This window comes from Cupriavidus necator A5-1 (assembly GCF_000744095.1).
GTDB classification, from domain to species: Bacteria; Pseudomonadota; Gammaproteobacteria; order Burkholderiales; family Burkholderiaceae; genus Cupriavidus; species Cupriavidus necator_A.
In genome coordinates this window covers 3,925,590-3,947,881 of sequence record NZ_JQLI01000008.1, presented here as the reverse complement: position 1 = coordinate 3,947,881, position 22,292 = coordinate 3,925,590, and the positions used below count along the sequence as shown (strand labels likewise).

The window sequence follows — 22,292 nt, the reverse complement described above, 5'->3', positions numbered from 1 at the left end:
GACCCTCGCATCCTGCTCTTGCAAGGCCCCGGTGAGATAATCCGCCGATGCAATCCGATTCCCCGCAAACGATACTGCCGGGTGCCCTGCGCGGCACGCTGATGATCCAGGGCACGACCTCCGATGCCGGCAAGAGCACCGTGGTGGCCGGCCTGTGCCGCGTGCTGGCCAGCGCCGGCACCCGCGTGGCGCCGTTCAAGCCGCAGAACATGGCGCTGAACAGCGCGGTCACCGCCGACGGCGGCGAGATCGGCCGCGCACAGGCGCTGCAGGCGCAGGCTGCGGGGCTCGCGCCGCATACCGACATGAATCCGGTGCTGCTCAAGCCCAGCAGCGACACTGGCGCCCAGATAATCATCCACGGCCGCGCGCGGCTCGACCTGGATGCGCGCGCCTACCACGCCTACAAGCCCGAGGCGATGAAGGCCGTGCTGGCCTCGCATGCGCGCCTGGAACAGGCGTATGACGTGGTGCTGGTCGAAGGCGCGGGCAGCCCGGCCGAGATCAACCTGCGCGAGCGCGATATCGCCAACATGGGCTTTGCCGAGCGCGTCGACTGCCCGGTGGTGCTGGTGGCCGACATCGACCGCGGCGGTGTGTTCGCGCACCTGCTCGGCACGCTCGACTGCCTGTCCGAGAGCGAACGTGCGCGCGTCACCGGCTTCATCATCAACCGCTTCCGTGGCGATATCACCCTGCTGGAGCCCGGGCTCGACTGGCTCACCACGCGCACCGGCAAGCCGGTGTTCGGCGTGCTGCCCTACCTGCACGGCCTGCACCTGGATGCCGAGGACGCGATCATCGGCACGCAATCAGACAAGGCCGGCACGCCGGCGCAGCGCCTGCGCGTGATCGTGCCGGTCATGCCGCGCATCGCCAACCATACCGACTTCGACGCGCTGCGCGCGCATCCGCAGGTCGACCTGCAGTTCGTCGGGCCCGGCATGCCCATCCCGCCTGCCGACCTGGTGGTGCTGGCCGGCAGCAAGAGCGTGCGCGCCGACCTGGTGTTCCTGCGCGAGAACGGCTGGGAGCCGGCACTGCGCCGCCACCTGCGCTATGGCGGCAAGCTCATCGGCATCTGCGGCGGCATGCAGATGCTGGGCCGGCAGCTGCACGATCCCGATGGCCGCGAAGGGCCGGCCGGCAGCAGCCCGGGCCTCGCCTTGCTGGACTACGAAACCACGCTGGCCGCGGAGAAGCAGCTGCGCCAGGTCGGCGGCAGGCTGGCGCTGGACGATGCCGACGCGCCGGTGCGCGGCTACGAGATCCATCTTGGCGTCACCACCGGCGCGGGACTCGAACAACCCGCGCTGTGGCTCGACCGCGGCGACGGCACGGTGCGGCCCGACGGCGCGCGCTCCGACGACGGCCAGGTGCTGGCCACCTATGTCCACGGCCTGTTCGACGACCCTGCCGGCTGCCAGGCGCTGCTGCGCTGGGCGGGGCTGGACGGTGCCCAGGCGGTGGACCTCGATGCACTGCGCGAGGCCTCGATCGAGCGGCTGGCCGACACCATGGCCGCGCACCTTGACCTCGGTGCGATGCTGGCGCCGCTGCGGCGCTGCGGCGCTGAGGCACATCTCACGGGCCACGGGGCAGGGCCCTGTTAGAATCGCGAATCCTTCGCATTTGCATTCTGCGTGGATGTGGCTGATACGTCATATCTCGCGCTTTGCAGCGCCCGCTCAACGCACTTCCACCCCGTCATGGTCACCGGCCGCCTGCGCGTCGTCCTCGTCAAGCTGCACCTGTATATCGGCCTGAGCCTCGGCCTGCTGTTCGTCCTGATGGGGCTCACCGGCATGGCCATCGCGTGGCGCGAAGAACTGGACGCGTGGCTCAATCCCGACCTGCTGGTGGCCTCCGCGCCAATGGTGGAGGCGGTCTCGCCGGCTACCGTCCAGGCCGTAACCGAACGGCTGGCCGCACCGCCGTATGGCAAGCCCAACCTGCTGATGCTGCCGAACCATGCCGATGGCGTATTCATCGCGTGGTACCCGGTGAAGGGGCCGGATGGCGTCGTGCCGGGCCGCTCGCGCCAGGTGATGGTCGATCCGGTGACGCTGGACGTGAAGGGCGAGCGCGTCTGGGGCGAGGCGGGCGTGTCGCGCCGCCTGCTGCTGCCGACGCTGTTCCACCTGCACCGCTACCTGCTCTCCGGCGACACCGGCAAGACCATCACCGGCGTGGCCGGCATGCTGCTGCTGCTGACGACGCTGGTCGGCATGGTGGTGTGGTGGCCCAAGATGAAGCTGCGCTCGGTGGTACAGGCGTTCCGCATCACCCATGGCGGGTCGTGGTCGCGCTTCAACTATTCGCTGCACCGCGCCGGCGGCATCCTGGCCGCGCCGGTGCTGGCCATCATCGCCTTTTCGGGCTGGTACCTGAACCTGCCGAAATGGGTGACGCCCATCGTGGCGGGGGTGATGACCGTGACGCCGCCGGCCAAGCATGTGTCCGCCCCGGCGCCCGCCGGGGCCCGCCCGCTCAGCGCGGCCCAGATCATGGCGGCCGCGCAGGCGCAGTACCCGGATGCGCAGGTGACCCGCATCAGCTTCCCGCGCAAGCCTGGTGACGCCTTCGAGGTGCGGCTGCGCCAGCCCGACGAGGTGCGCAAGGACAGCGGCGCCACGCGGCTGTGGCTGGACGCCTGGACCGGCCAGCGCCTGGGGGCGCGCGACCCGCACGATGCGCCTGCCGGCGACACGCTGCTGAACTGGCTGTTCCCCCTCCATACTGGCGAGGCCTTCGGCCTGCCGGGCCGGTTGTTCATCACCCTGTTCGGGCTGGCGCCGCTGACCTTTGCCGTGACCGGCGTGCTGATCTGGTGGAAGCGGCGGCGCGGCCACCAAAGGCATGTGATAAAGACCGCACAGCGCTCCAGTATGCGCGGGGCATGAAAAAAGCAGGCCGCGGCCCTAGCCGTTAAGAAAAATCGGCTGAGACCGGCTGGGATCCCTTGCCCAGCCTAAGGCTTCTTTGCCGACCGTGCCGACGAATTCTTCCGGTGATCTCGCTGATGAGCCGTGTGATTAATAAGGTACACCAACACGCCCCGGTTTGTCTCGCACCTTGCCCCCAAGACACAATTTGTCTATGTTTACGTTAACAGATTCTGTAAAGGATAAGCAATGTCGATTCGTGCTCAAGATGTTGTTCCCATCAGCGAGGCCCGCTCGCGGTTGACAGAGCTGGCCGAGGACGTGGTGGCAGGTGCCGAGAAGTTGCTGACAAAGAATGGCACCGCCTTCGTCGCCCTTGTCGATGCCAAGAAGCTGGACTACTACCACAACCTCGAACGCAGAGAACGGGGGCGACTGCTGATGTTGGCCGACGCCGAAAGGGGTATCAAGGACGCACTTGAAGGTCGCGTTAAGTCTCTAGAGGAGATCCAAGAATCCATGCGTCGACGAAATGGGTCTCGCAAATGACATGACGCGAGTCGACTTTGCGGATACTTTCCAGGAGCGGATGGAGACCATTGAAGAGTTCATGCTGCTCCAGGACGTGAGTTCAGCGCCGGAGCGAATGGATGCGCTATGGGAACAGATGTTCCGTGATTTAGTGATGACGCATCCCCAGCTTGGCCGTCCCGCTGAGATCCTCGCCGCAGGCTCCGATCGGGAATCGGCGCGACTCAACGATCTGCTCCGACTGGCCGTTGAGGCGGGGGTGCCAGATTTTCGGGAGTACGTCCTTCATTCGCATGTCATTCTGTATGCGCACTCCGACTCACGTATCCTCGTACTCTCGATTCGACATCAGCGAGAGCTGGGATACGCACCGGACGACGAGTGACCCCAAGCGCCGGCGCCCTGCGTGCTAGGGCTCCAATCGGAGGGGGCAGCGCCGCATCCGACCCTATAGTACCCACAGCAGCAGACGGGATTCAGTGCAACTCTTGCAAGAGCCGGGCGTGCCAGAACATCGGCGTTCCCGTGCCCGAGACGACGATCACGGGCGCGGCGGATAATTTCAGAGACGTTCCGCAAGCCACGGGGAGCGCTGCGCCCCCCAAACAAACCGCGCCAGTTACTAAGACTGGCCCCGTTTGACCTTTCAACACTTTTTGTTAACGGCTAGGGCCGCGGCCTGCTTTTTCTTTACCTCGGACGCGGCGGCTGCCGCGTGCCTCAGATCTCCAGGTTGTCGATCAGCCGGGTCGCACCCAGCTTGGCCGCCGTCAGCACCACCAGCGGCTCGCCCGCGGCGAATTCCTCGCGCGTCGGCGGCTGCAGGTCGACGCGCTTGCGGATCGACACGTAGTCCGGCTTCCAGCCGCGCTTGGCCAGCGATTCCTTGGCGCTGGCCTCCACCGCCAGCAGGTCGGCCGCGGCGCGGTCGCTGCCCAGCACGGTGTCACGCACGTCATGCAGCGTGCGGTACAGCACCGGCGCCTCGGCGCGCTCGTCCGGGCTCAGGTAGCGGTTGCGCGACGACAGCGCCAGGCCGTCTTCGGCGCGTATGGTCTCGGCGGGAATGATGTCGATCGGCAGCGCGAACTGCTGCACCATGCGGCGCACGATCATCAGCTGCTGGTAATCCTTCTTGCCGAACACGGCCACACGCGGCTGTGCGCACGAGAACAGCTTCATCACCACCGTGCATACGCCCTTGAAGAAGCCGGGGCGGAACTCGCCTTCCAGGATGTCGCCGAGGTCGTGCGGGGGCTCGACGCGGTATTCCTGCGGCTCGGGGTACATGTCACGCTCGGAGGGCGCGAACAGCACATAGACGCCTTCCTTTTGCAGCTTTTCGATATCGTCCTGCAGCGTGCGCGGGTATTTGTCGAAATCCTCGTTCGGGCCGAACTGCAGGCGGTTCACGAAGATCGACGCCACCACCGGGTCGCCGTGCTGGCGCGCCAGGCGCATCAGCGACAGGTGGCCTTCGTGCAGGTTGCCCATGGTGGGGACGAAGGCAGCGCGGTTCTGGCCGCGCAGCTGGTCCCGCAGCTCTTGGATGGAGGAAATGACTTTCATCTGGCTAGGTGTGCTGGTCGTGGTGGCGGTGACCCGGCGCCGGTATCAGGGGCGGCGCATGGACAAACCGGTCTCGGCCTCTGTCGGGCGTTGGACCCTCAGGCGCTTGCCGTCGGGGCATGTAAAGCCGGCTGTCGGCGGATTGTAGATCAACTGGGGCGGGGCCGGACCCCGCGCCATGGGTGGGTCAGGTGGGGCTGTACGCCAATCGCACATAAATTGGCGCGAACGGCTCGGCCTGGGTGATCTCCACCAGCGACTCGCGTGACAGCTCCAGCATGGCGATAAAGTTCACCACCACCACCGGCACGCCCTTGCCGGAGCGGATCGCGTCCTCGAACAGCTCGCTGAACTCCATGAAGCGCGCATGCTGCAGCCGGCGCAGGATCTGGCTCATGTGCTCGCGCACCGACAGTTCCTCGCGCGAGATCTTGTGGTGCTGGTTGAGCTTGGCACGCTTGAGCACATCGGCCCAGGCGGCCTTCAGGTCGATCGTCTCCACCTCCGGGAAACGCGGCGCCAGGCTCTGCTCGATATAGACCTGCGAGCGCAGGAAGTCGCGGCCCAGCTGCGGCACCGTGTCCAGGCGCTGCGCGGCCAGTTTCATCTGCTCGTACTCCAGCAGGCGGCGCACCAGCTCGGCGCGCGGGTCCTCGGCCTCATCGTCGCTGTCGGCCTTCTTGACCGGCAGCAGCATGCGCGACTTGATCTCGATCAGCATCGCCGCCATCAGCAGGTATTCCGCCGCCAGCTCCAGGTTGGTCTTGCGGATCTGCTCGATGTAGGACAGGTACTGCCGCGTGACCTGCGACATGGGGATGTCGAGGACGTTGAAGTTCTGCTTGCGGATCAGGTACAGCAGCAGGTCCAGCGGGCCCTCGAACGCTTCCAGGAAGATCTCGAGCGCATCCGGCGGGATATACAGGTCCTGCGGCAGCTTGAACAGCGGCTCGCCGTACAGGCGCGCGAACGCCATCCCGTCGACCATGTCGGCGGGGCCGGCCGGATTGGCCGTGCCGGGTGGCACCGCCGCGGGCAGCTCGACGGGCAGTGGCAGCTTGTCCTGTTCGGCGCTCATGGCCGGGTTTTGGACGACGCGGCGGGACGACGGGGCGGCGGGGATCAGTCGTCCTGCGAGTAGACGTAAGGCTTCTGCGCCACGCGCGAAGCCTCGGCGCGGGCGCGCTCTTCCAGGTTGATCGGGGACTTGTCCCACAGCAGGGCGCGGCCGTCGCGCTGCTCGGCTTCCAGCGTCGGGCGCTCTTGCTTGAGCTGCTTCAGGAACTGGGTGATATCGGATTCGTAGATGGCCATGGTGAAACCGTGATGCGCCGGGCGGGCGCTGATTGGATGCGGTGGGGCAGGATTTTACAGTATCGGCCCGGCCCGGTAAGCATTTAGGCCGGGGCAGCGCCATCGCGCGACCGGAAAGTTCCGGCAGCAAGGCCGTGTGTGGTCAAATACCGACTTCGTATGTGTGGACAAACGGCGATGCCGAAAGACACCGCTAGCACTGCTAACACCGCTCCCGACGCTCCAGGCGACATCAACGGATGAGGACCGATCTGGCAAGGATGGCAGGCCACCCGGCCAGCGCCGCTATGCCGAAGGCAGCACCCGCAGGCCGCGCGCCCTGGTGGGCGCGTGCGGCCGCGGCCGTGCTGTTGACCTTGGCCGCCATCCTGGCGCTGCCCGCGGGCGCCGCCTACAAGGTCGAAGTCGAGGCCCCCAAGCCGATCCGCGAGATGCTGGAAGAGCACCTCGACCTGGCGCGCTACAAGGACCGTACCGACCTGTCCCCGGACCAGTTCGACTACATGGTCGAGACTGTCGGCGAGCAGGTGCGCCAGTTCACTTCCACCGAAGGCTATTTCGACCCGACCACCACCACCCGCGTGGAAGGCGAGGGCGACAAGCGCGTGGTCCACCTGATGGTCGATCCCGGCGCGCGCACGCTGATCCGCAATGTCGACGTCCAGGTGACCGGCCCGGCGGCCACGCGCTCGCCCGCGCAGGTGGCGGAACTGCGGTCCAAGTGGGGGCTGCCTGTGGGCGACCCGTTCCGCCAGGCAGACTGGGACAAGGCCAAGGAAGACGCGCTGGTCACGCTGCAGAGCCATAATTACTACGGCGCGCGGCTGGCAGCGTCGCAGGCGCGCGTGGAGCCGGACGAGCTGCGCGCCGACCTGTCGGCCCACTATGTCAGCGGGCCGGCCTACCTGATTGGGCCGCTCAAGGTGACTGGCACGCGCCGTTATCCGGAACAGATCATCTATAACGTCAACCCGCTCAGCGAGGGCGAGCCGTACCGCGTGGAGCGGCTGCTGGAGCTGCAGCGCGCGATCCAGAACCAGCCGTACTTCTCCAACGTGCAGGTCGACCTGGAGCCGCCCCCGGATGCCGACAAGGCGCCCGACGGCGTGGTCACCGCGCCGGTGTCGGTGCGCGTGCGCGAATATCCGGTGCACCGGCTCAACAGCGGCGTGGGCTTTACCACTGATACCGGCGCGCAGGTGGAAGGGCGTTACTCGTACTACAACATGTTCAACCGCGGCTGGACCTTCGACTCGCAGGCGCGGCTGGAACAGAAGCGTTCCTACCTGTTCGCCGAGACCGCGATGCCGCCGGACAGCCGCAACTACCGCAACAGCGTGTACAGCAGCTACGAGCGCACCATCGATATCGAGAACACCGATACCACCAGCCTGCGCGCTGGCCTGAAGCGCTCGCGCTCGCGCGAGCGGTATGACATCACGACCTCGCTGGACTTCTACTACGACAAGCTGGAGCCGGAGGGCCAGCCCAGCCAGATCAGCAAGGCGCTGGTGCCGGCCTTTGCCTGGACACGGCGCGACGTCGACAACCCCGTGTTCCCGCGCCGCGGTAACGTGATCAACACCCAGATCGGGGTGGCCGCCAGGGGCTTTGTCAGCGATGCCACCTTCCTGCGGCTGTACGGCCGTATCCGCCAGTACATACCGGTGGGCAAGCGCGACCTGGTGGTGGCACGGCTGGAGCTCGGCGCCGACCTCACCGGCGACAGCTCGAGCCAGATCCCGGCCACGCTGCGCTTCCGTGCCGGCGGTACCGATTCGATCCGCGGCTATACCTACCAGTCGATCGGCACGCGCAGCGGCGCCAGTGTCCTGCCCGCCAAGTACCTGGGCACCGGCAGCCTGGAGTACCAGTACTGGTTCAAGCCGGACTGGGGCGTGGCGGTGTTCTGGGATCTCGGCACGGCCGCCGACAACCTGCACGGCGTGAAAATCTACAACGGCGTGGGCGTCGGCGTGCGCTGGCGCACGCCGGTCGGCCCGCTGCAGCTGGACGTGGGCTACGGCATCCAGGAGCAGCAGTTCCGTCCGCATATCTCGTTGGGGGTGGCGTTCTGATGGCCGCCCGCGCGCACCAGATGCCGGCATGAGCATCCCCGACCAGCCCGGCCTGCCCGGCGAGGGCACGCCCACGCAACCGACACCACCCGCGCCGCGCAAGCGCCGGCGCGTCTGGCGCGTGCTCGCCTGGCTGGTGGGCGTGCTGCTGGTGCTGGTGGTTGGGCTGCTGGCCACCGGCGTGGCGGCACTGAGCACCGAGACCGGCACGCGCCACCTGTGGACGCTGGCCACGCGGCTGTCGGCCGGCATGCTCAGTGGCACGCTGGACGGGGGCACTGTGGCGCACGGCCTGCGCCTGCGCGACGTGGTGTTCACCAGCGGCCAGACGCGCGTGGCGGTGGACCGCGTCGACGCCAGCTGGGCGTTGAGCTGGCAGCCGCGGCGGCTGCATGTGGAATGGCTGCGCATCGGCAAGGCCGAGGTGAAGCTGGGCCCGTCCGAGCCGAGCACCGAGCCGATGCAGATGCCGAAGTCGCTCGAACTGCCGCTGGTCATCGATGTCGATACGCTGACGCTGGAGCGGCTGTCGCTGCTGCAGGGCACGGCGCCCACGGCCGAGCCGATGGTCTTCAGCAACCTGTCCGGTGGCGTGCACAGCGACGGCCAGCACCACCGCGTCAGCGTCGACAAGCTCGAGACGCCATATGGCAAGCTCGCGGCCAACGCCCAGATCGGCGCGCGCGCGCCGTTTGCGCTCAGCGCCGAGGCGCTGCTCGAGGCGAGCTGGCAGAAGGAATCGTTTGCCGTCAACGCCACTGCCGACGGTACGCTCGAAGCCTTGCGCGCCGAACTGCAGGCCAATGGCGACCGTATCCACGCGCGCGCCGGCGCCGACGTGACGCCGTTCGGCAAGGTGCCGTTCACGCACCTGCTGGTCGATGGCGAGCGCATCAACCCGCGGCTGTTCAGCCCGACGGCGCCACAGGCCAACCTGACCGTGCATGCCGAGCTGCGGCCGGTGGACGGCGTGGCGGCGGGCGCGCCGCCGCAGGCGGCAAGCGCACCCGCGGCCTCGGCTCCGCCAGCGGCTTCGGTCCCCGCGGCCTCGGCCCCCGCGGCGGCACCGCCCCCCGCACCGCTGGCCGTGGCCGGCGACGTCGAGATCCGCAACCTGGAAGCCGGCCCGCTCGACAAGGAACGGCTGCCGGTGCACTCGGTGCGCGCCCATGTCGAACTCAGCGAAATGGCGCAGGCCATCAGCGACCTGCGCGTGGCGCTGACCGGCAAGGCCGAGATCACCGGCGGCGGCACGCTGCGCGGCGGGCGTGGCGGCTTCGACCTGGACGTGCACCGGCTCGACCCGGCCGCGCTGCATGGCTCGCTGACCAGCGCCAGCCTGTCGGGTCCGGTGGTGGTGCGCCTGGAGCCGGGCCGGCAGAGCCTGGCGCTGGACCTGTCGGGCGCTGCGCTCAAGCTGTTTGCCGATGCCGATATCGACGCCGAGGCGGTCACGCTGTCCACGCTGCGCGCTACAGTCGGCCCCGGCGTGCTGACGGCCGAAGGCAAGCTCGGCCTCAAGGACAAGCAGCCGTTCAGCTTCAAGGGCAAGCTGGCGTCGTTCGACCCGTCGCGGCTGGCCAAGGTGGCAGCCGGCCGCATCAATGCCGACTTCACCGCCACCGGCGAGATCGCCCCCGTGCTTGGCGTCGCGCTGGACTTCGCCGTGCATGAAAGCGAATACGCGGGCCTGCCGATGACCGGCGGCGGCAAGGTGCGCCTGGCCGGCGAGCGGCTGCTGCCGAGCGAGGCCTCGCTGAACATGGCCGGCAACCAGGCTGACCTGCGCGGCAGCTTCGGCGCGCGCGGCGACCAGCTCAAGCTGGCGGTCAATGCGCCGCAGCTCGACCGGCTCAAGTTTGGCGTGGCCGGCAAGCTCAAGCTCGACGCCACCATCACCGGCACGCTGAAGAAGCCTGAGGTGGTGGCCGACTACAACGCGCAGGCGCTGGAGGTGGGCCCGCACAAAGTGGCCACGGCCAGCGGTCGCGCCGAAGTGCGCGGCGGCCTGGACGGGCCGCTGTCGGTGCAGCTGGCCGCGCGCGACTATCGCGGGCCGCAGGCGAGCCTCAGCACCCTCGATGCCACGCTCAACGGCACCCAGGCCAGCCATGTCTTTGACGTCAAGGCGGCCGGCAGCCTGCACCGGCGGCCGCTGCAGCTGGCGCTGTCGGGCCAGGGGGCGTGGAAGGGCAAGGACGGCTGGAACGGCACCATCCGCACGCTGGAGGAACGCAGCACCGTCAACCTGCGGCTGGCTGCGCCCACGCAGCTGCTGGTGGCCGACCAGCACGTGCGCCTGGGCGCCGCGCGGCTGCTGCTGGACCGCGCCACGCTCGCCATCGACAGCCTGGACTGGGATCACGGCCGCATCCGCACGGCGGGCAGCCTGGACGGCGTGCAGGTCGGCCACATCCTGGAACTGATGGAAACCATCACCGGCGAGAAGCCGCCAGTGCGCTCGGATCTGGTGCTCGACGGCCGCTGGAACCTGGCGCTGGCGGAGACCGCGACCGGGTTTGCCGAGCTGCGCCGGCGCAGCGGCGACCTGTCGGTCAATGCGGGCCGGGGCTTCACCACGCTCGGCCTGGGCGAGACCAGCTTGCGTGCGGACGCCGGCGGTAACCGTATCGCCCTGCGCGGCGGCATGGTGTCGGGACGCATCGGCAAGGTGGTGGTCGATGCCTCGGCAGGGCTGGTGCAGGAGCAGGGGCTGCAGACGGTGGGGCCGGCCTCGACGCTGGGCGGCACAATTACCGTGGACGTGCCGCGCCTGAAGTCGCTGGAGGCATTTACCGGGCCGCAGTACGCCTTCGAAGGGCGCCTGGCCGCGGCGATGCGCCTGGCCGGCACGGTCGGTGCTCCGCTGCTGACCGGCACTGTCAACGGCGACAACCTGGCGGTCACGCTGTATGACCAGGGGCTGCGCCTGACCGACGGCACCGTGCGCGTGGTGCTGGACCAGAACACGGTCGAACTCAGGCACGTGGAGTTCCACGGCGGCGACGGCAAGATCGTCGCCACCGGCAACGTCAAGCTGGGCGAGGCCGATCCCAACCTGACCGGCAAGATCATCGCCGAGAAGCTGCAGCTCTTTGCCAGCCCGGAGCGCACGCTGATCGTCTCGGGCGATGCCACCATCGCCAACGAGAACAAGCAGATCGTGATCCGCGGCAAGTTCCGCGTCGACCGCGGCCTGTTCGATTTGCCCAAGGCAGGCGCCCCGGTGCTTGGCGACGACGTGGTGGTGATCCGCCGCAAGGACCAGCGCGCGGTGAAGACCGCCGCCACGCCGGTGCCCGAGACCAAGCCTGCCAGCAAGTTCAGCCCGGTGATCGACCTGACGGTGGACCTTGGCAACGACTTCCGCTTCCGCGGCGCCGGCGCCGACCTGCTGCTGGGCGGCCAGATGGGCGTCAAGAGCGAACCGCTGGTGCCGATGAAGGCCACCGGCACGGTGCGCGTGACCGACGGCACCTACGAGGCCTTCGGGCGCAAGCTCAATATCGAACGTGGCATCATCAACTTCAACGGGCCGATCGACAATCCCAACATGAATATCCGCGCCATGCGCCGCAACCAGGAAGTGGAGGCGGGCGTGGAGGTGACCGGCACGGTGCGGCTGCCGCGCGTGCGGCTGGTGTCGGAGCCCAATGTGCCGGACGAGGACAAGCTCTCCTGGCTGATGTTCGGCTACGGCGCGGAAAGCGCGGGGGCCGGCCAGCAGCGCCAGCTGAGCGGCTCGGCACTGGGCGGCGCGGCGCTCGGCATGATCGGCAGCAAGACCGGCAAGGGCATCGTGCAGCATTTCGGCATCGACGAATTCTCGATCGGGCCCAGCACCGCGGGCCTGAACGACCAGCAGGTGGTCAGCATGGGCAAGGCCATTTCCGAACGCATGTCGGTTGGCTATGAGCAGAGCCTGACCTCGGCCTCGAACGTGGTGAAGCTGACCTGGCAGTTGTCGCGGCGCTGGTCGCTGATTGCCAAGGGTGGCTCCATCAACGGTTTGTCGGTCTTGTTCAACCGCCGCTTCGACAGCTGGGCGACCCTGTTCAGCGGGACCTCGGGTCGCAGCGGCACCAGAAGGAGCCAGGATGACAGTCAGCCACTCGATCCCGAAAGCGCCGCGCAGGCAGCCTCGGCAGTCATCGCCGAGCCTGTGCGCCGCTGACGGGCGCCCCTCCACTTTTGCGTCGCCGCGACGCCTTGCCGCCATGGGACTGATTGCCTCCTTGCTTGCGCTGTTCGGCTGCGACCAGCAGAAGGTCGATGAAGCGATGAAGAAGGCGGGCGAGACCGCCCGCAATACCTGGAATGCGATCAAGCCCGACAGCGAGCTGTTCAAGGGTATCGTGCCGGGACAGTCCACCGAGGAAGAGCTGCGGCGCCAGGCCGGCAAGCCGGAGATCGTCTGGGAAGAAGCCGATGGCGGCCGCCGGCTGGAATATCCGCGCGGGCCGGAGGGCACGACCACCTGGATGGTCACCATCGGCGCGGACGGCAAGGTGGTCAAGATCGAGCAGGTGCTGACGCCGGAGAACTTTGCGCGCGTGCGTGCCGGAATGAGCAAGGACGATATCCGGCGGCTGCTGGGCAAGCCGACCAAGGTGGAGGCGTTCAGGTTGAAGAAGGAGGAGGTGTGGGGCTATCGGTGGATGGAGAGCTCGACCGACAAGGCTTTCTTCAATGTGCATTTCAACAGCGAGGGCACGGTCACGACCACCTCGCGCAGCGACGATCCGTCGAAGATGCAGGGTGGTTGAGGCGCGACCGAATCGGCGGGCGTAAAAAAACGGCGGTCGCCCGAAGGCGCCGCCGTTTTTTCATCCCGGGCGGGATCAGCGGATCCGCATGCCCGGCACCGCGCCGCTGTGCGGCTCAAGGATATAAAGCCCCGGCTCCGCCTTCTCATCGGCAGCCGAAGCCGCCAGCACCATCCCTTCCGACATCCCGAATTTCATCTTCCGCGGCGCCAGGTTGGCCACCACCACCGTCAGCTTGCCCACCAGCTGCTCCGGCGTATAGGCCGACTGGATCCCCGAGAACACATTGCGCGTCTTGCCTTCGCCCAGGTCCAGCGTCAGTTGCAACAGCTTGTTCGAACCTTCCACCTTCTGGCATTCCACGATCTTCGCCACGCGCAGGTCCACCTTGGCGAAGTCGTCGATGGTGACGGTGTCAGCGATCGGCTCGATCGACGATGCCGCGGCGGCCGGCGCGGCAGTCGCCTGCAGCGACTCGCGGTTGGCGGCCAGCAGTGCATCGACCTGCTTGGCATCGACGCGCGTCATCAGGTGCTGGTACGCCTGCACCGGGCTGGCGGCCGACAGCTGCCTGTCGATGGCGCGCCAGTCCAGCGGCTCGATGTTCAGGAAGCGCTCAACGCCCGCGGCCACGTTCGGCACCACCGGCTTCAGGTAGATCGTCAGCAGGCGGAAGGCCTCCAGCGATACCGAGCACGCCGCATGCAGCGCCGCGCGCTTGCCTTCATCCTTGGCCAGGTCCCAGGGCTTCTCGGTGTCGACGAAGGCGTTGACCGCGTCGGTCAGCTCCATCACCAGGCGCAGCGCCTTGCTGTACTCACGCGCCTCGTAGAGATGCGCCACCTGCGGCGCGGCCTGGCGCAGCTGCTCGAGCAGCGGATGGGCCAGCGCGGCTTCATCTACCTTGCCCTCGAAGCGCTTGACCAGGAAGCCGGCCGCGCGGCTGGCGATATTGACGTACTTGCCGATCAGGTCGCTGTTCACCCGGGCAATGAAGTCGTCCAGGTTCAGGTCCAGGTCTTCCATGCTCGCGTTGAGCTTGGCCGCGAAGTAATAGCGCAGCCATTCCGGGTTCATGCCGGTGTCGATATAGCTCTGCGCGGTGATAAAGGTGCCGCGCGACTTGCTCATCTTGGCGCCGTCAACGGTCAGGAAGCCGTGGGCGAACACATTGGTCGGGGTGCGGTAGCCCGAGAAGCGCAGCATCGCCGGCCAGAACAGCGTGTGGAAGTACAGGATGTCCTTGCCGATGAAGTGGTACTGCTCGGCGGTCGAATGCGGGCCGACCCAGGCGTCGAAGTCGATGCCCCGCTTCTGCGCCAGGTTCTTGAAGCTCGCGTAGTACCCGATCGGCGCGTCCAGCCACACGTAGAAGTACTTGCCGGGGGCGCCGGGGATCTCAAAGCCGAAGTAGGGCGCATCGCGCGAGATGTCCCAGTCGGACAGCGTCGAAGTCTCGCCCTCGCTGCCCAGCCATTCCTGCATCTTGTTGGCGGCTTCGGGCTGCGCCAGGTCGGCCACCCACTCGCGCAGGAAGGTCTCGCAGCGCGGGTCGGACAGCTTGAAGAAGTAGTGTGCAGACGACTTGCGCACCGGGGTCGCGCCGGACACGACCGAGTACGGGTTCTTCAGGTCGGTCGGCACATAGGTGGTGCCGCATACCTCGCAGGAATCCCCATACTGGTCCTTGGCGCCGCACTTGGGGCACTCGCCCTTGATGAAGCGGTCCGGCAGGAACATGTTCTTGACCGGGTCGAAGAACTGCTCGACCTCGCGCTCGGCGATCAGGTCCTCGGCCTTCAGGGCCAGGTAGATCTTCTCGCACAGCTCGCGGTTTTCTTCCGCGTCGGTGCTGTAGTAATTGTCGAACGACACCAGGAAGCTGTCGAAATCGCGCTTGTGCTCGATCCACACGCGGTCGATCAGTTCCTTGGGCGTGATGCCTTCCTTCTCGGCGCGCAGCATCACCGGCGTGCCGTGAGTGTCGTCCGCGCCGACGTAGTAGACCTCGTTGCCCATCATGCGCTGGAAACGCACCCAGATATCGGTCTGGATGTATTCCACCAGGTGGCCGATATGGATCTGGCCGTTGGCATAAGGCAGGGCGGATGTGACGAGGATGCGACGTGCGGTCATAGACAGGGCCGGTCAGGAGCGGGGAAATATCGTGGGGACGGCGCCAGCCAGAAAGGCGAGCGCGTGCCGGGAAAGGGCTATTTTAGCAACTGGGCGCGGCGCACGCGCCGGTTCCGCATGGCGGAATAGTCTGAAAGACCTCTGCTTAGCGCAAACCTTCCGGGCAAAAAAAAAAGCGCCGGTCAGTGCCGGCGCAGCTTTCCACAACGGAAAAGGAGGAGAAATCAGGTACCGCCCGGGAGGTCAGCCACCCATCGCGAGCCAGCAACGGTGGCAAGCGGCACCTGTTTCTATGACCGGGTCACCCCTGAATTGGTTTCAAAAAAATTTCGACGCGGCGATTTTGTGCCCGGCCGGCCTCGGTAGCGTTGTCCGCCACGGGCTGGGATTGCCCGCGGCCCTCGGCCGATAGCCGGTTGCGTGCGACGCCGTGGTCACCCAGGTAGCCGGCCACGCTCTGGGCGCGGCGCTGCGAGAGCTGCATGTTGTAGTTGGAGTTGCCGGTGCTGTCGGTATGGCCGACGACACTTGCGCTCACGTCCTGGTGCTGGCCCAGCGTCTGCGCAACCTGGTCGAGCACCGAGCGGAACGACGGCTTGATCGTGGCGCTGTCGGTATCGAAGGTCACCTGGCTGGGGATATTGACCTTCAGCGAGCCGTCCGGCTGCTCGGTGATCTGGGTGCCCGTGCCGGCGGTGTCCTTGCCCAGCTTGCCGCGGATGGTGTTCCAGTTGTAGCCGGTCGCACCGCCAACGGCACCGCCCACGGCCGCGCCGACCAGCGTGCCCGTGGTATTGCCGCCGATCAGGTTGCCAAGCCCGGCGCCAACTGCGGCGCCCACGCCGGTTCCGACCGCTGTATGGGTCTGCTGTTCGGTGGCGCAACCGGCGGCCAGCAGCGTGGCGGCGGCGAGCGAGACGGTGACAAGCTTGATCTTCATGCTTTCTCCTTCTGATGTTCCCGTAAATGTTCTGGGTACCGAATCGCGATGGTACCCCCAGGGCGGTGCTCAGGTAACCCTTTGTGCGCCTTTGTGCGCGTCGGGTCCCGTGCGGCGGCGATGTGCCATGCCGGGCCGCCCAACCGCACTACAATATGGATATGACGGCGCGCGCACAAGTGCAAGGTTGTGAGATTTGTAATTGTCTGTAATCCCCCACCCCGCGGAGGGTATTGCGCGCGGATTACCGCCCTCATGGCCGGTGCTGCATACTTTGATACATTACGCGCCAGTCGTGACGCGTGTTAAGCGTCCGTCCCCACATCCAATCAAAGCGGAGTTTGTCTTGAGCGTCAGCACTGAGCAGGTCACCGAAATCCTGCGCACCGTCATCGACCCCAACACGGGCAAGGATCTGGTGTCCACCCGCTCGGCCAGGAATATCCGTGTCGACGGCGGCGATGTGTCGCTGGAAGTCGAACTCGGCTACCCCGCGCGCAGCCAGTTCGACCCGATCCGCAAGCTGGTGGTTGCCGCGTTGCGGGAGCTGCCGGGCGTGACCAATGTCAGCGTGGCCGTGACCATGAAGATCGTTGCGCACGCGGTGCAGCGCGGCGTCAAGCTGCTGCCGGGCGTGAAGAACGTGATCGCGGTGGCATCGGGCAAGGGCGGGGTGGGCAAGTCGACCACCGCGGTCAACCTGGCGCTCGCGCTGGCTGCCGAAGGCGCGCGCGTGGGCATGCTCGACGCCGATATCTACGGCCCCAGCCTGCCGATGATGCTGGGCATCGACGGCCGACCGGAATCCGCCGACGGCAAGACCATGGAGCCGCTGGAAGGCCACGGGCTGCAGGCCAACTCGATCGGCTTCCTGATCGAGCAGGACAACCCGATGGTGTGGCGCGGCCCGATGGTGACCTCGGCGCTGGAACAGCTGCTGCGCCAGACCAACTGGCACGACCTGGATTACCTGATCGTCGACATGCCGCCGGGCACCGGCGACATCCAGCTGACGCTGTCGCAGAAGGTGCCGGTCACGGGTGCCGTGATCGTGACCACGCCGCAGGACATCGCGCTGCTCGACGCCAAGAAGGGCCTGAAGATGTTCGAGAAGGTGGGCATCCCCATCCTCGGCATCGTCGAGAACATGGCGGTCTACTGCTGCCCGAACTGCGGCCACGTCGAGCATATCTTCGGACACGGCGGCGGCGAGAAGATGTGCGCCGACTACGGCGTGGACCTGCTCGGCAGCCTGCCGCTGACCCTGCAGATCCGCGAGCAGGCCGACTCCGGCCGCCCGACCGTGGTGGCCGAGCCCGACAGCCCGGTGGCCGAGATGTACCGCGGCATCGCGCGCAAGGTGGCGATCAAGGTCGCCGACAAGGCGCGCGACATGACCAGCAAGTTCCCGAGCATCGTCGTGCAGAACACCTGAGCGCGCGGCTCGCCGCGCCGGCAGACCATGGAAACCGAAGTCATGCCCGTGCCAGAGACGCCACCCCCGGGCGCCCGCCCCGCCGTCACGATGGCGGTGGTGATGCGCAAGGTGGCGCTGGCCAACCGCTGGCAGCCATGGAAGTGGCAGCTCGATGCGGTGCTGCCGGACCTGGGCGAGTTCGGCACGCACCCGGTTTGCCTGGAGCACGATGAACACGGCGCGCGCTGGCTGTACCCCGGTTTCGAGGTCGAGCTGTTCCGCGACCAGGGCGAGGGCTACTACCTGAACCTGACCTCGACCACGCCGTGCTGGTTCGTGCTGTGGCGCACGCCCGAGGACGAGGATGGCGGTGGCACCGGCGAAGACGCACACCCGGTGCCGATGACCGTCACGCTGTCCTACAACGAAGCCGGCCGCTGGCTCGACGCGGGCGAGATCGTCGAAAACGTGCCGCTCGCGCCCGAGCAGCGCGAATGGCTGCAGGCCTACGTCAACGAGCACTACCGGCCCGAGCCCAAGCAGCGGCGCCGGCCCGAATCCTTCAAGGCGCCGCAGGACCGCGCGCGCTACTGAACCGACCTCGCGCCAATGAGTGATCCGTCCTTCCTGTCACGCTGGTCGCGCCGCAAGGCCGCGGTGCGGGAGGGCGTAGCCGTGCCGCCAGAGCCAGCGCCAGAGCAGGTCCCGGTGCCGGCCGAAGCCGCCGTGACCGCAGCCCCGGCCACCGAAGCGGTGCCTGAGGTGCCCGCGCCGACGCTGGACGACGTGGCCGCGCTGCGCCCCGGCGATAATATCGCGCGCTTTGTGGCCCGCGGTGTCGACGACTCGGTCAAGCGCGCCGCGCTCAAGACGCTGTTTGCCGATCCGCACTTCAACGTGATGGACGGCCTCGACACCTACATCGACGACTACAGCAAGCCCGACCCGATCCCGCCGGAGATCCTGCGCCAGCTGCGCCAGGCTGAGACGCTCGGGTTGTTCGAGCCGACCGACGAGGAGCGGGCCGCCGCGCAGGCCGCTGCCGCAGCCAGGGCCGAGCCTGCAGATGTACAGCCGACGGCGCCCGCCGACGCGGGCAACACCGCCGACACCAGCGCCGACACTACGGACATACCCGCACCAGTCGAAACGCCGCAGCAAACAGCAAGTCAAAGCGCAAGACAAAGCGAAACAGCAAGCGAAGAACAGGGCCCGCGAGACCCGGATAAATGCGCGTAGCCCCAAAAGTGCACCGCAGCCTACAATAGGCATCCTCACAATCCGCTGGCCCGCAGACCCCTCGCCAAGAAGGACGTCCGGGCCGGTCAGCCGCATTCGCCATGCCGACGCTGATCTGCAATTGCAACGACACCATGCCGCTTGACGGGGCGGCACTGTCCGAAGCGAACCAGGGCCCGCTCAAGGTCCACCGCCTGCTGTGCCGGCGCGAGATCGGCGACTTCACTGCCGCGCTCGACGGCACCGACGACGTGATCGTCGCCTGCACGCAGGAGCGCCAGCTATTTACCGAAGTGGCCGCCCAGGCCGCGCGCGGCGAAGATGGCCGCGCGGTGGTGACCGCGCCGGTGCGCTTCGTCAATATCCGCGAGACCGGCGGCTGGTCGCAGGGCGCCCGGCGCGACCCCAAGACAGCCAATGCCAAGGTCGCCGCGCTGCTGGCCGTGGCCGCGCTGCCCGAACCGGACCCGGTGCCGGTGGTGGACTACCGCTCGGACGGCGCGGTGCTGGTGATGGGCCCGGCGCAGCGCGCGCTGCCGTGGGCCGAGCGCCTGGCCGCGATGCAGCTCGAAGTCACCGTGCTGCTGACCGGCGTCGACAAGCCCGAAGCGAATGGGACCAACCCGGCGGCGCAGCCCGCCGCGCGCAACTATCCGGTCCACAGCGGCCGGCTCGCTTCGTTGACGGGCTGGTTGGGCGCCTTCGAGGCCAGCTGGGAAACCGGCGCGGGCCGCAGCAACCCGATCGACCTGGACCTGTGCACGCGCTGCAACGCCTGCATCGAGGCCTGCCCGGAAGACGCGATCGACTTCACCTACCAGATCGACCTGTCGCGCTGCCGTTCGCACCGCGAGTGCGTGCGCGCCTGCGGCGCCGCCGCGGCGATCGATTTCGACCGCCCGCAGGGCAGCACGCAGGGGCGTTTCGACCTGGTGTTCGACCTGAGCGATGCGCCGGCCTTTACCATGCACCAGCCGCCGCAGGGCTACCTGCACGCTGGTGCCGACACGGCGCGCCAGCACGAACTCGCGCTGACACTGGCGGGACTGGTGGGCGAGTTCGAGAAGCCCAAATTCTTCCGCTACAAGGAAAACCTGTGCGCGCACGGCCGCAACCAGACCACCGGCTGCACCGCCTGCATCGACATCTGCTCGACCCAGGCGATCACTTCGCGCTGGCATGACGGCAAGGGCCGCATCGAGGTCGCGCCCAACCTGTGCATGGGCTGCGGCGCCTGCACCACGGTCTGCCCGAGCGGGGCCATCAGCTATGGCTACCCGGGCCCGGAAACGATGGGATCGCGCCTGCGCACGCTGCTGTCCGCCTACCGCCAGGCCGGTGGACGCGATGCGGTGCTGCTGCTGCACGGCGAGGAATACGGCACGCCCGCGCTGCTGGCGCTGGGCCGCGCCGCCCGCGGCGGGAAGGCGAAGGGCGTGCCCGCCAATGTGATGCCGCTGTCGCTGTTCCATCCGGCCTCGGCCGGGCTGGAGTTGTGGCTTGCCGCGCTGTGCTGGGGCGCCAGCCGCGTGGCCGTGCTGCTGACCGGCGACGAGGCGCCGCAGTACCGCACCGCGCTGCTGGAGCAGATGGAAGTCGGCGGCGCCATCCTCGCGGGCCTGGGCTATGACGGCGAAGTGCTGTCCCTGGTCGAGGCCGCCGATACCGCCGCGTTGGACGCCGGCCTGTCAGCCCTGCGCCCCGGCCGCAATGTGCTGCCGCCCGCGCCCTTTGGCGCGGTGGCGGCCAAGCGCGAGATGCTGGACTTTGCGCTGGATCACCTGGCACGCCACGCTCCGGTTCCGGCGGAAATCGTGCCGCTGCCACACGCCTCGCCGATCGGCGCGATTGCCGTGGATACCGGCAAGTGCACCCTGTGCATGGCCTGCGTGGGCGCGTGCCCATCGCAGGCGCTGCGCGACAACGTCGAGCGCCCGGTGCTCAGCTTTATCGAACGCAACTGCGTGCAGTGCGGGCTGTGCGAAAAGACCTGCCCGGAAGACGCCATCACGCTGGTGCCGCGCCTGCTGGCCGGCGACGCGGCGCGCCAGCCGGTCACGCTCAACGAGACCCAGCCCTTCCACTGCGTGCGCTGCGGCAAGCCGTTCGGCACCGCACAGATGGTGGAGTCGATGCTGGTGCGGCTGGCCGGGCACCCGGCCTTTGCCGGCGCCGCGGCCGCGCGCCTGAAGATGTGCCAGGACTGCCGCGTGATCGACATGATGGAAAAGGACATGGGCACAGTCAGCGGCGGCACGCTGCGTTGAGCCTGGCCGAGCCGAGCCGGGCCATTAATCAGCACAATTCATCACGACATGACAGATTTCCAGCCGATCCAGCTTACCGCCATGCCGCCGGCAGACGACGCCGAGGACACCGCCCGCGCCGACCTGTATGGCCTGCTGGCCACGCTGTTCTATAGCGCACCCGATGCCGCTTTGCTGCACCAAATCGCCGCCAACCGCGCGGTGGGTGACGATGCCAACACCGTGCTCGGCAAGGCGTGGAACGGGTTGTGCGACGCAGCATCCGAAACCACCGCGGCCGAGGCCGAAGAGGAATACCGGCAGCTGTTCGTCGGCGTGGGCCGCCAGGATGTGTTCCTGTATGGCTCCTTCTACATGACGGGCTTTCTCAACGAGCGCCCGCTGGTGGCATTGCGCGAAGACCTGGCCCGCTATGGCCTGGAGCGCCACGAAGGCGTGATGGAGACCGAGGACCATATCGCCACGCTGTGCGAGGTGATGCGCTTCCTGGTGGCGGGCGACGACCTATCGGTGTCCAACCTGGGCGAGCAGCAGCGCTTCTACGCGCAGCACTTGCAGCCATGGGTGGAGAAATTGTGCGATGCAGTGAGGGCGCACCCGCAGGCGCGCTTCTATCGCAGCGTGGCCGGGTTGCTCAGCGCCTTTGCCGGCGTGGAGGCGGTCGCGCTGGAGATGAACTGAAGGCGAACCGGAGCGGGGCGACTTATTCAGGGTGTCGCGCCCGGTCCGACACATCTATCTCAAATTTAGTTCGAAAGTCAGGAAAAACCCGTGCATATCATGGTCTTTCCTGCCAGTTGTTTCTAGAATATGCATAACAACGCATAACGGCTAACACCATCGGGCTTGGACAGCCGAGGAGCCCCCACATGACAGTGAAGCAAACCAGGGTCGCGCGCCGCACGTTTCTCGCGGGCGCTGGAGTTGTGGCTGCCGCTACGGGTGCGGCAGCACTGACAGCGCGTGGACCGGCCATGCCGGGCCCGACCGCCGCGCTACCGGAACCCTCCGACACCCCGTCGGACAGCAAGGGTTACCGCGTAACCGACCACATTCGCAAGTACTACCGGACCACGCTGGTGTAAATGCCAGGGCGGTGTGGTCAGCCGCGCCGCCTGCAACCGGACGCAACCATCGTCCGCATCTGAGG

Annotated in this window: 18 protein-coding genes; 13 read left to right on the top strand and 5 right to left on the bottom strand. The window is 67.4% G+C overall.

The features are described 5' to 3' along the window. Positions 1–47: 47 nt before the first annotated feature. The 4 genes from K307_RS42340 to K307_RS44745 all read left to right on the top strand — a co-directional run bounded on the left by K307_RS42340 (position 48) and on the right by K307_RS44745 (position 3,801). A complete protein-coding gene (locus K307_RS42340) occupies positions 48–1,613 on the top strand; it encodes a cobyric acid synthase (RefSeq protein WP_051975423.1) in 1,566 nt (521 codons plus the stop codon). A gap of 96 nt (positions 1,614–1,709) precedes the next feature. After that, on the top strand, positions 1,710–2,903 hold the full coding sequence (locus K307_RS42335) for a PepSY-associated TM helix domain-containing protein (RefSeq protein ID WP_042886991.1): 1,194 nt from the start codon (positions 1,710–1,712) through the stop codon (positions 2,901–2,903). Between the two features lie 231 nt (positions 2,904–3,134). Further along, positions 3,135–3,434, top strand: a complete 300-nt coding sequence (locus K307_RS42330; RefSeq protein ID WP_042886990.1) for a type II toxin-antitoxin system prevent-host-death family antitoxin — start codon at positions 3,135–3,137, stop codon at positions 3,432–3,434. Position 3,435: 1 nt separating this feature from the next. Continuing rightward, complete coding sequence (locus K307_RS44745) at positions 3,436–3,801, top strand: type II toxin-antitoxin system RelE/ParE family toxin (RefSeq protein WP_051975422.1); 366 nt, start codon at positions 3,436–3,438, stop codon at positions 3,799–3,801. 335 nt (positions 3,802–4,136) lie between these two features. Here K307_RS44745 and panC read toward each other — a convergent pair whose 3' ends face one another. The 3 genes from panC to K307_RS42310 form a co-directional block, all read right to left on the bottom strand. After that, on the bottom strand, positions 4,137–4,985 hold the full coding sequence (gene panC, locus K307_RS42320) for a pantoate--beta-alanine ligase (protein WP_042886989.1): 849 nt from the start codon (positions 4,983–4,985) through the stop codon (positions 4,137–4,139). A 187-nt stretch (positions 4,986–5,172) separates the two neighbouring features. Next, positions 5,173–6,063 carry a segregation and condensation protein A gene (locus K307_RS42315; protein ID WP_042886988.1) on the bottom strand — a complete coding sequence of 297 codons (891 nt, stop codon included), beginning with the start codon at positions 6,061–6,063 and terminating at the stop codon, positions 5,173–5,175. 44 nt (positions 6,064–6,107) lie between these two features. After that, a complete protein-coding gene (locus tag K307_RS42310; protein WP_042886987.1) occupies positions 6,108–6,299 on the bottom strand; it encodes a DUF3460 family protein in 192 nt (63 codons plus the stop codon). Positions 6,300–6,538: 239 nt separating this feature from the next. Between K307_RS42310 and K307_RS42305 the strand changes: the two genes are divergently transcribed. The 3 genes from K307_RS42305 to bamE are packed head-to-tail and all read left to right on the top strand — an operon-like array spanning position 6,539 to position 13,143. Further along, positions 6,539–8,377 carry an autotransporter assembly complex protein TamA gene (locus K307_RS42305; RefSeq protein WP_419187199.1) on the top strand — a complete coding sequence of 613 codons (1,839 nt, stop codon included), beginning with the start codon at positions 6,539–6,541 and terminating at the stop codon, positions 8,375–8,377. 28 nt (positions 8,378–8,405) lie between these two features. Further along, positions 8,406–12,551 (top strand): translocation/assembly module TamB domain-containing protein, encoded by a 4,146-nt coding sequence (locus K307_RS42300; protein WP_042886986.1) that lies wholly within the window; start codon positions 8,406–8,408, stop codon positions 12,549–12,551. Between the two features lie 43 nt (positions 12,552–12,594). Then, complete coding sequence (bamE, locus tag K307_RS42295; RefSeq protein ID WP_042886985.1) at positions 12,595–13,143, top strand: outer membrane protein assembly factor BamE domain-containing protein; 549 nt, start codon at positions 12,595–12,597, stop codon at positions 13,141–13,143. Positions 13,144–13,218: 75 nt separating this feature from the next. Here bamE and metG read toward each other — a convergent pair whose 3' ends face one another. Both metG and K307_RS42285 read right to left on the bottom strand, forming a co-directional pair. Further along, the gene (metG, locus tag K307_RS42290) at positions 13,219–15,279 is read right to left on the bottom strand and encodes a methionine--tRNA ligase (protein WP_042886984.1); all 2,061 of its coding nucleotides are present in this window, start codon (positions 15,277–15,279) and stop codon (positions 13,219–13,221) included. Positions 15,280–15,580: 301 nt separating this feature from the next. Continuing rightward, positions 15,581–16,219 carry an OmpA family protein gene (locus tag K307_RS42285; protein ID WP_042886983.1) on the bottom strand — a complete coding sequence of 213 codons (639 nt, stop codon included), beginning with the start codon at positions 16,217–16,219 and terminating at the stop codon, positions 15,581–15,583. Positions 16,220–16,565: 346 nt separating this feature from the next. On the opposite strand from K307_RS42285, the gene apbC reads away from it, so the two are divergent. The 6 genes from apbC (at position 16,566) to K307_RS42255 (ending at position 22,227) form a co-directional block, all read left to right on the top strand. Then, positions 16,566–17,654 carry an iron-sulfur cluster carrier protein ApbC gene (gene apbC, locus K307_RS42280; protein ID WP_042886982.1) on the top strand — a complete coding sequence of 363 codons (1,089 nt, stop codon included), beginning with the start codon at positions 16,566–16,568 and terminating at the stop codon, positions 17,652–17,654. Between the two features lie 42 nt (positions 17,655–17,696). Beyond that, positions 17,697–18,230, top strand: coding sequence for a DUF3305 domain-containing protein (locus K307_RS42275; protein WP_042888112.1), 534 nt, complete (start codon positions 17,697–17,699; stop codon positions 18,228–18,230). A gap of 15 nt (positions 18,231–18,245) precedes the next feature. Beyond that, the gene (locus tag K307_RS42270) at positions 18,246–18,875 is read left to right on the top strand and encodes a DUF3306 domain-containing protein (RefSeq protein ID WP_042886981.1); all 630 of its coding nucleotides are present in this window, start codon (positions 18,246–18,248) and stop codon (positions 18,873–18,875) included. Positions 18,876–18,976: 101 nt separating this feature from the next. Next, entirely contained in the window at positions 18,977–21,142 is a 2,166-nt protein-coding gene (locus K307_RS42265) for a 4Fe-4S binding protein (RefSeq protein ID WP_042886980.1), read from the top strand. A gap of 48 nt (positions 21,143–21,190) precedes the next feature. Beyond that, the gene (locus K307_RS42260) at positions 21,191–21,823 is read left to right on the top strand and encodes a TorD/DmsD family molecular chaperone (RefSeq protein ID WP_042886979.1); all 633 of its coding nucleotides are present in this window, start codon (positions 21,191–21,193) and stop codon (positions 21,821–21,823) included. Between the two features lie 188 nt (positions 21,824–22,011). Further along, positions 22,012–22,227: a formate dehydrogenase gene (locus K307_RS42255; protein ID WP_042886978.1), complete on the top strand. Its 216-nt coding sequence runs from the start codon at positions 22,012–22,014 to the stop codon at positions 22,225–22,227. Positions 22,228–22,292: the final 65 nt, after the last annotated feature.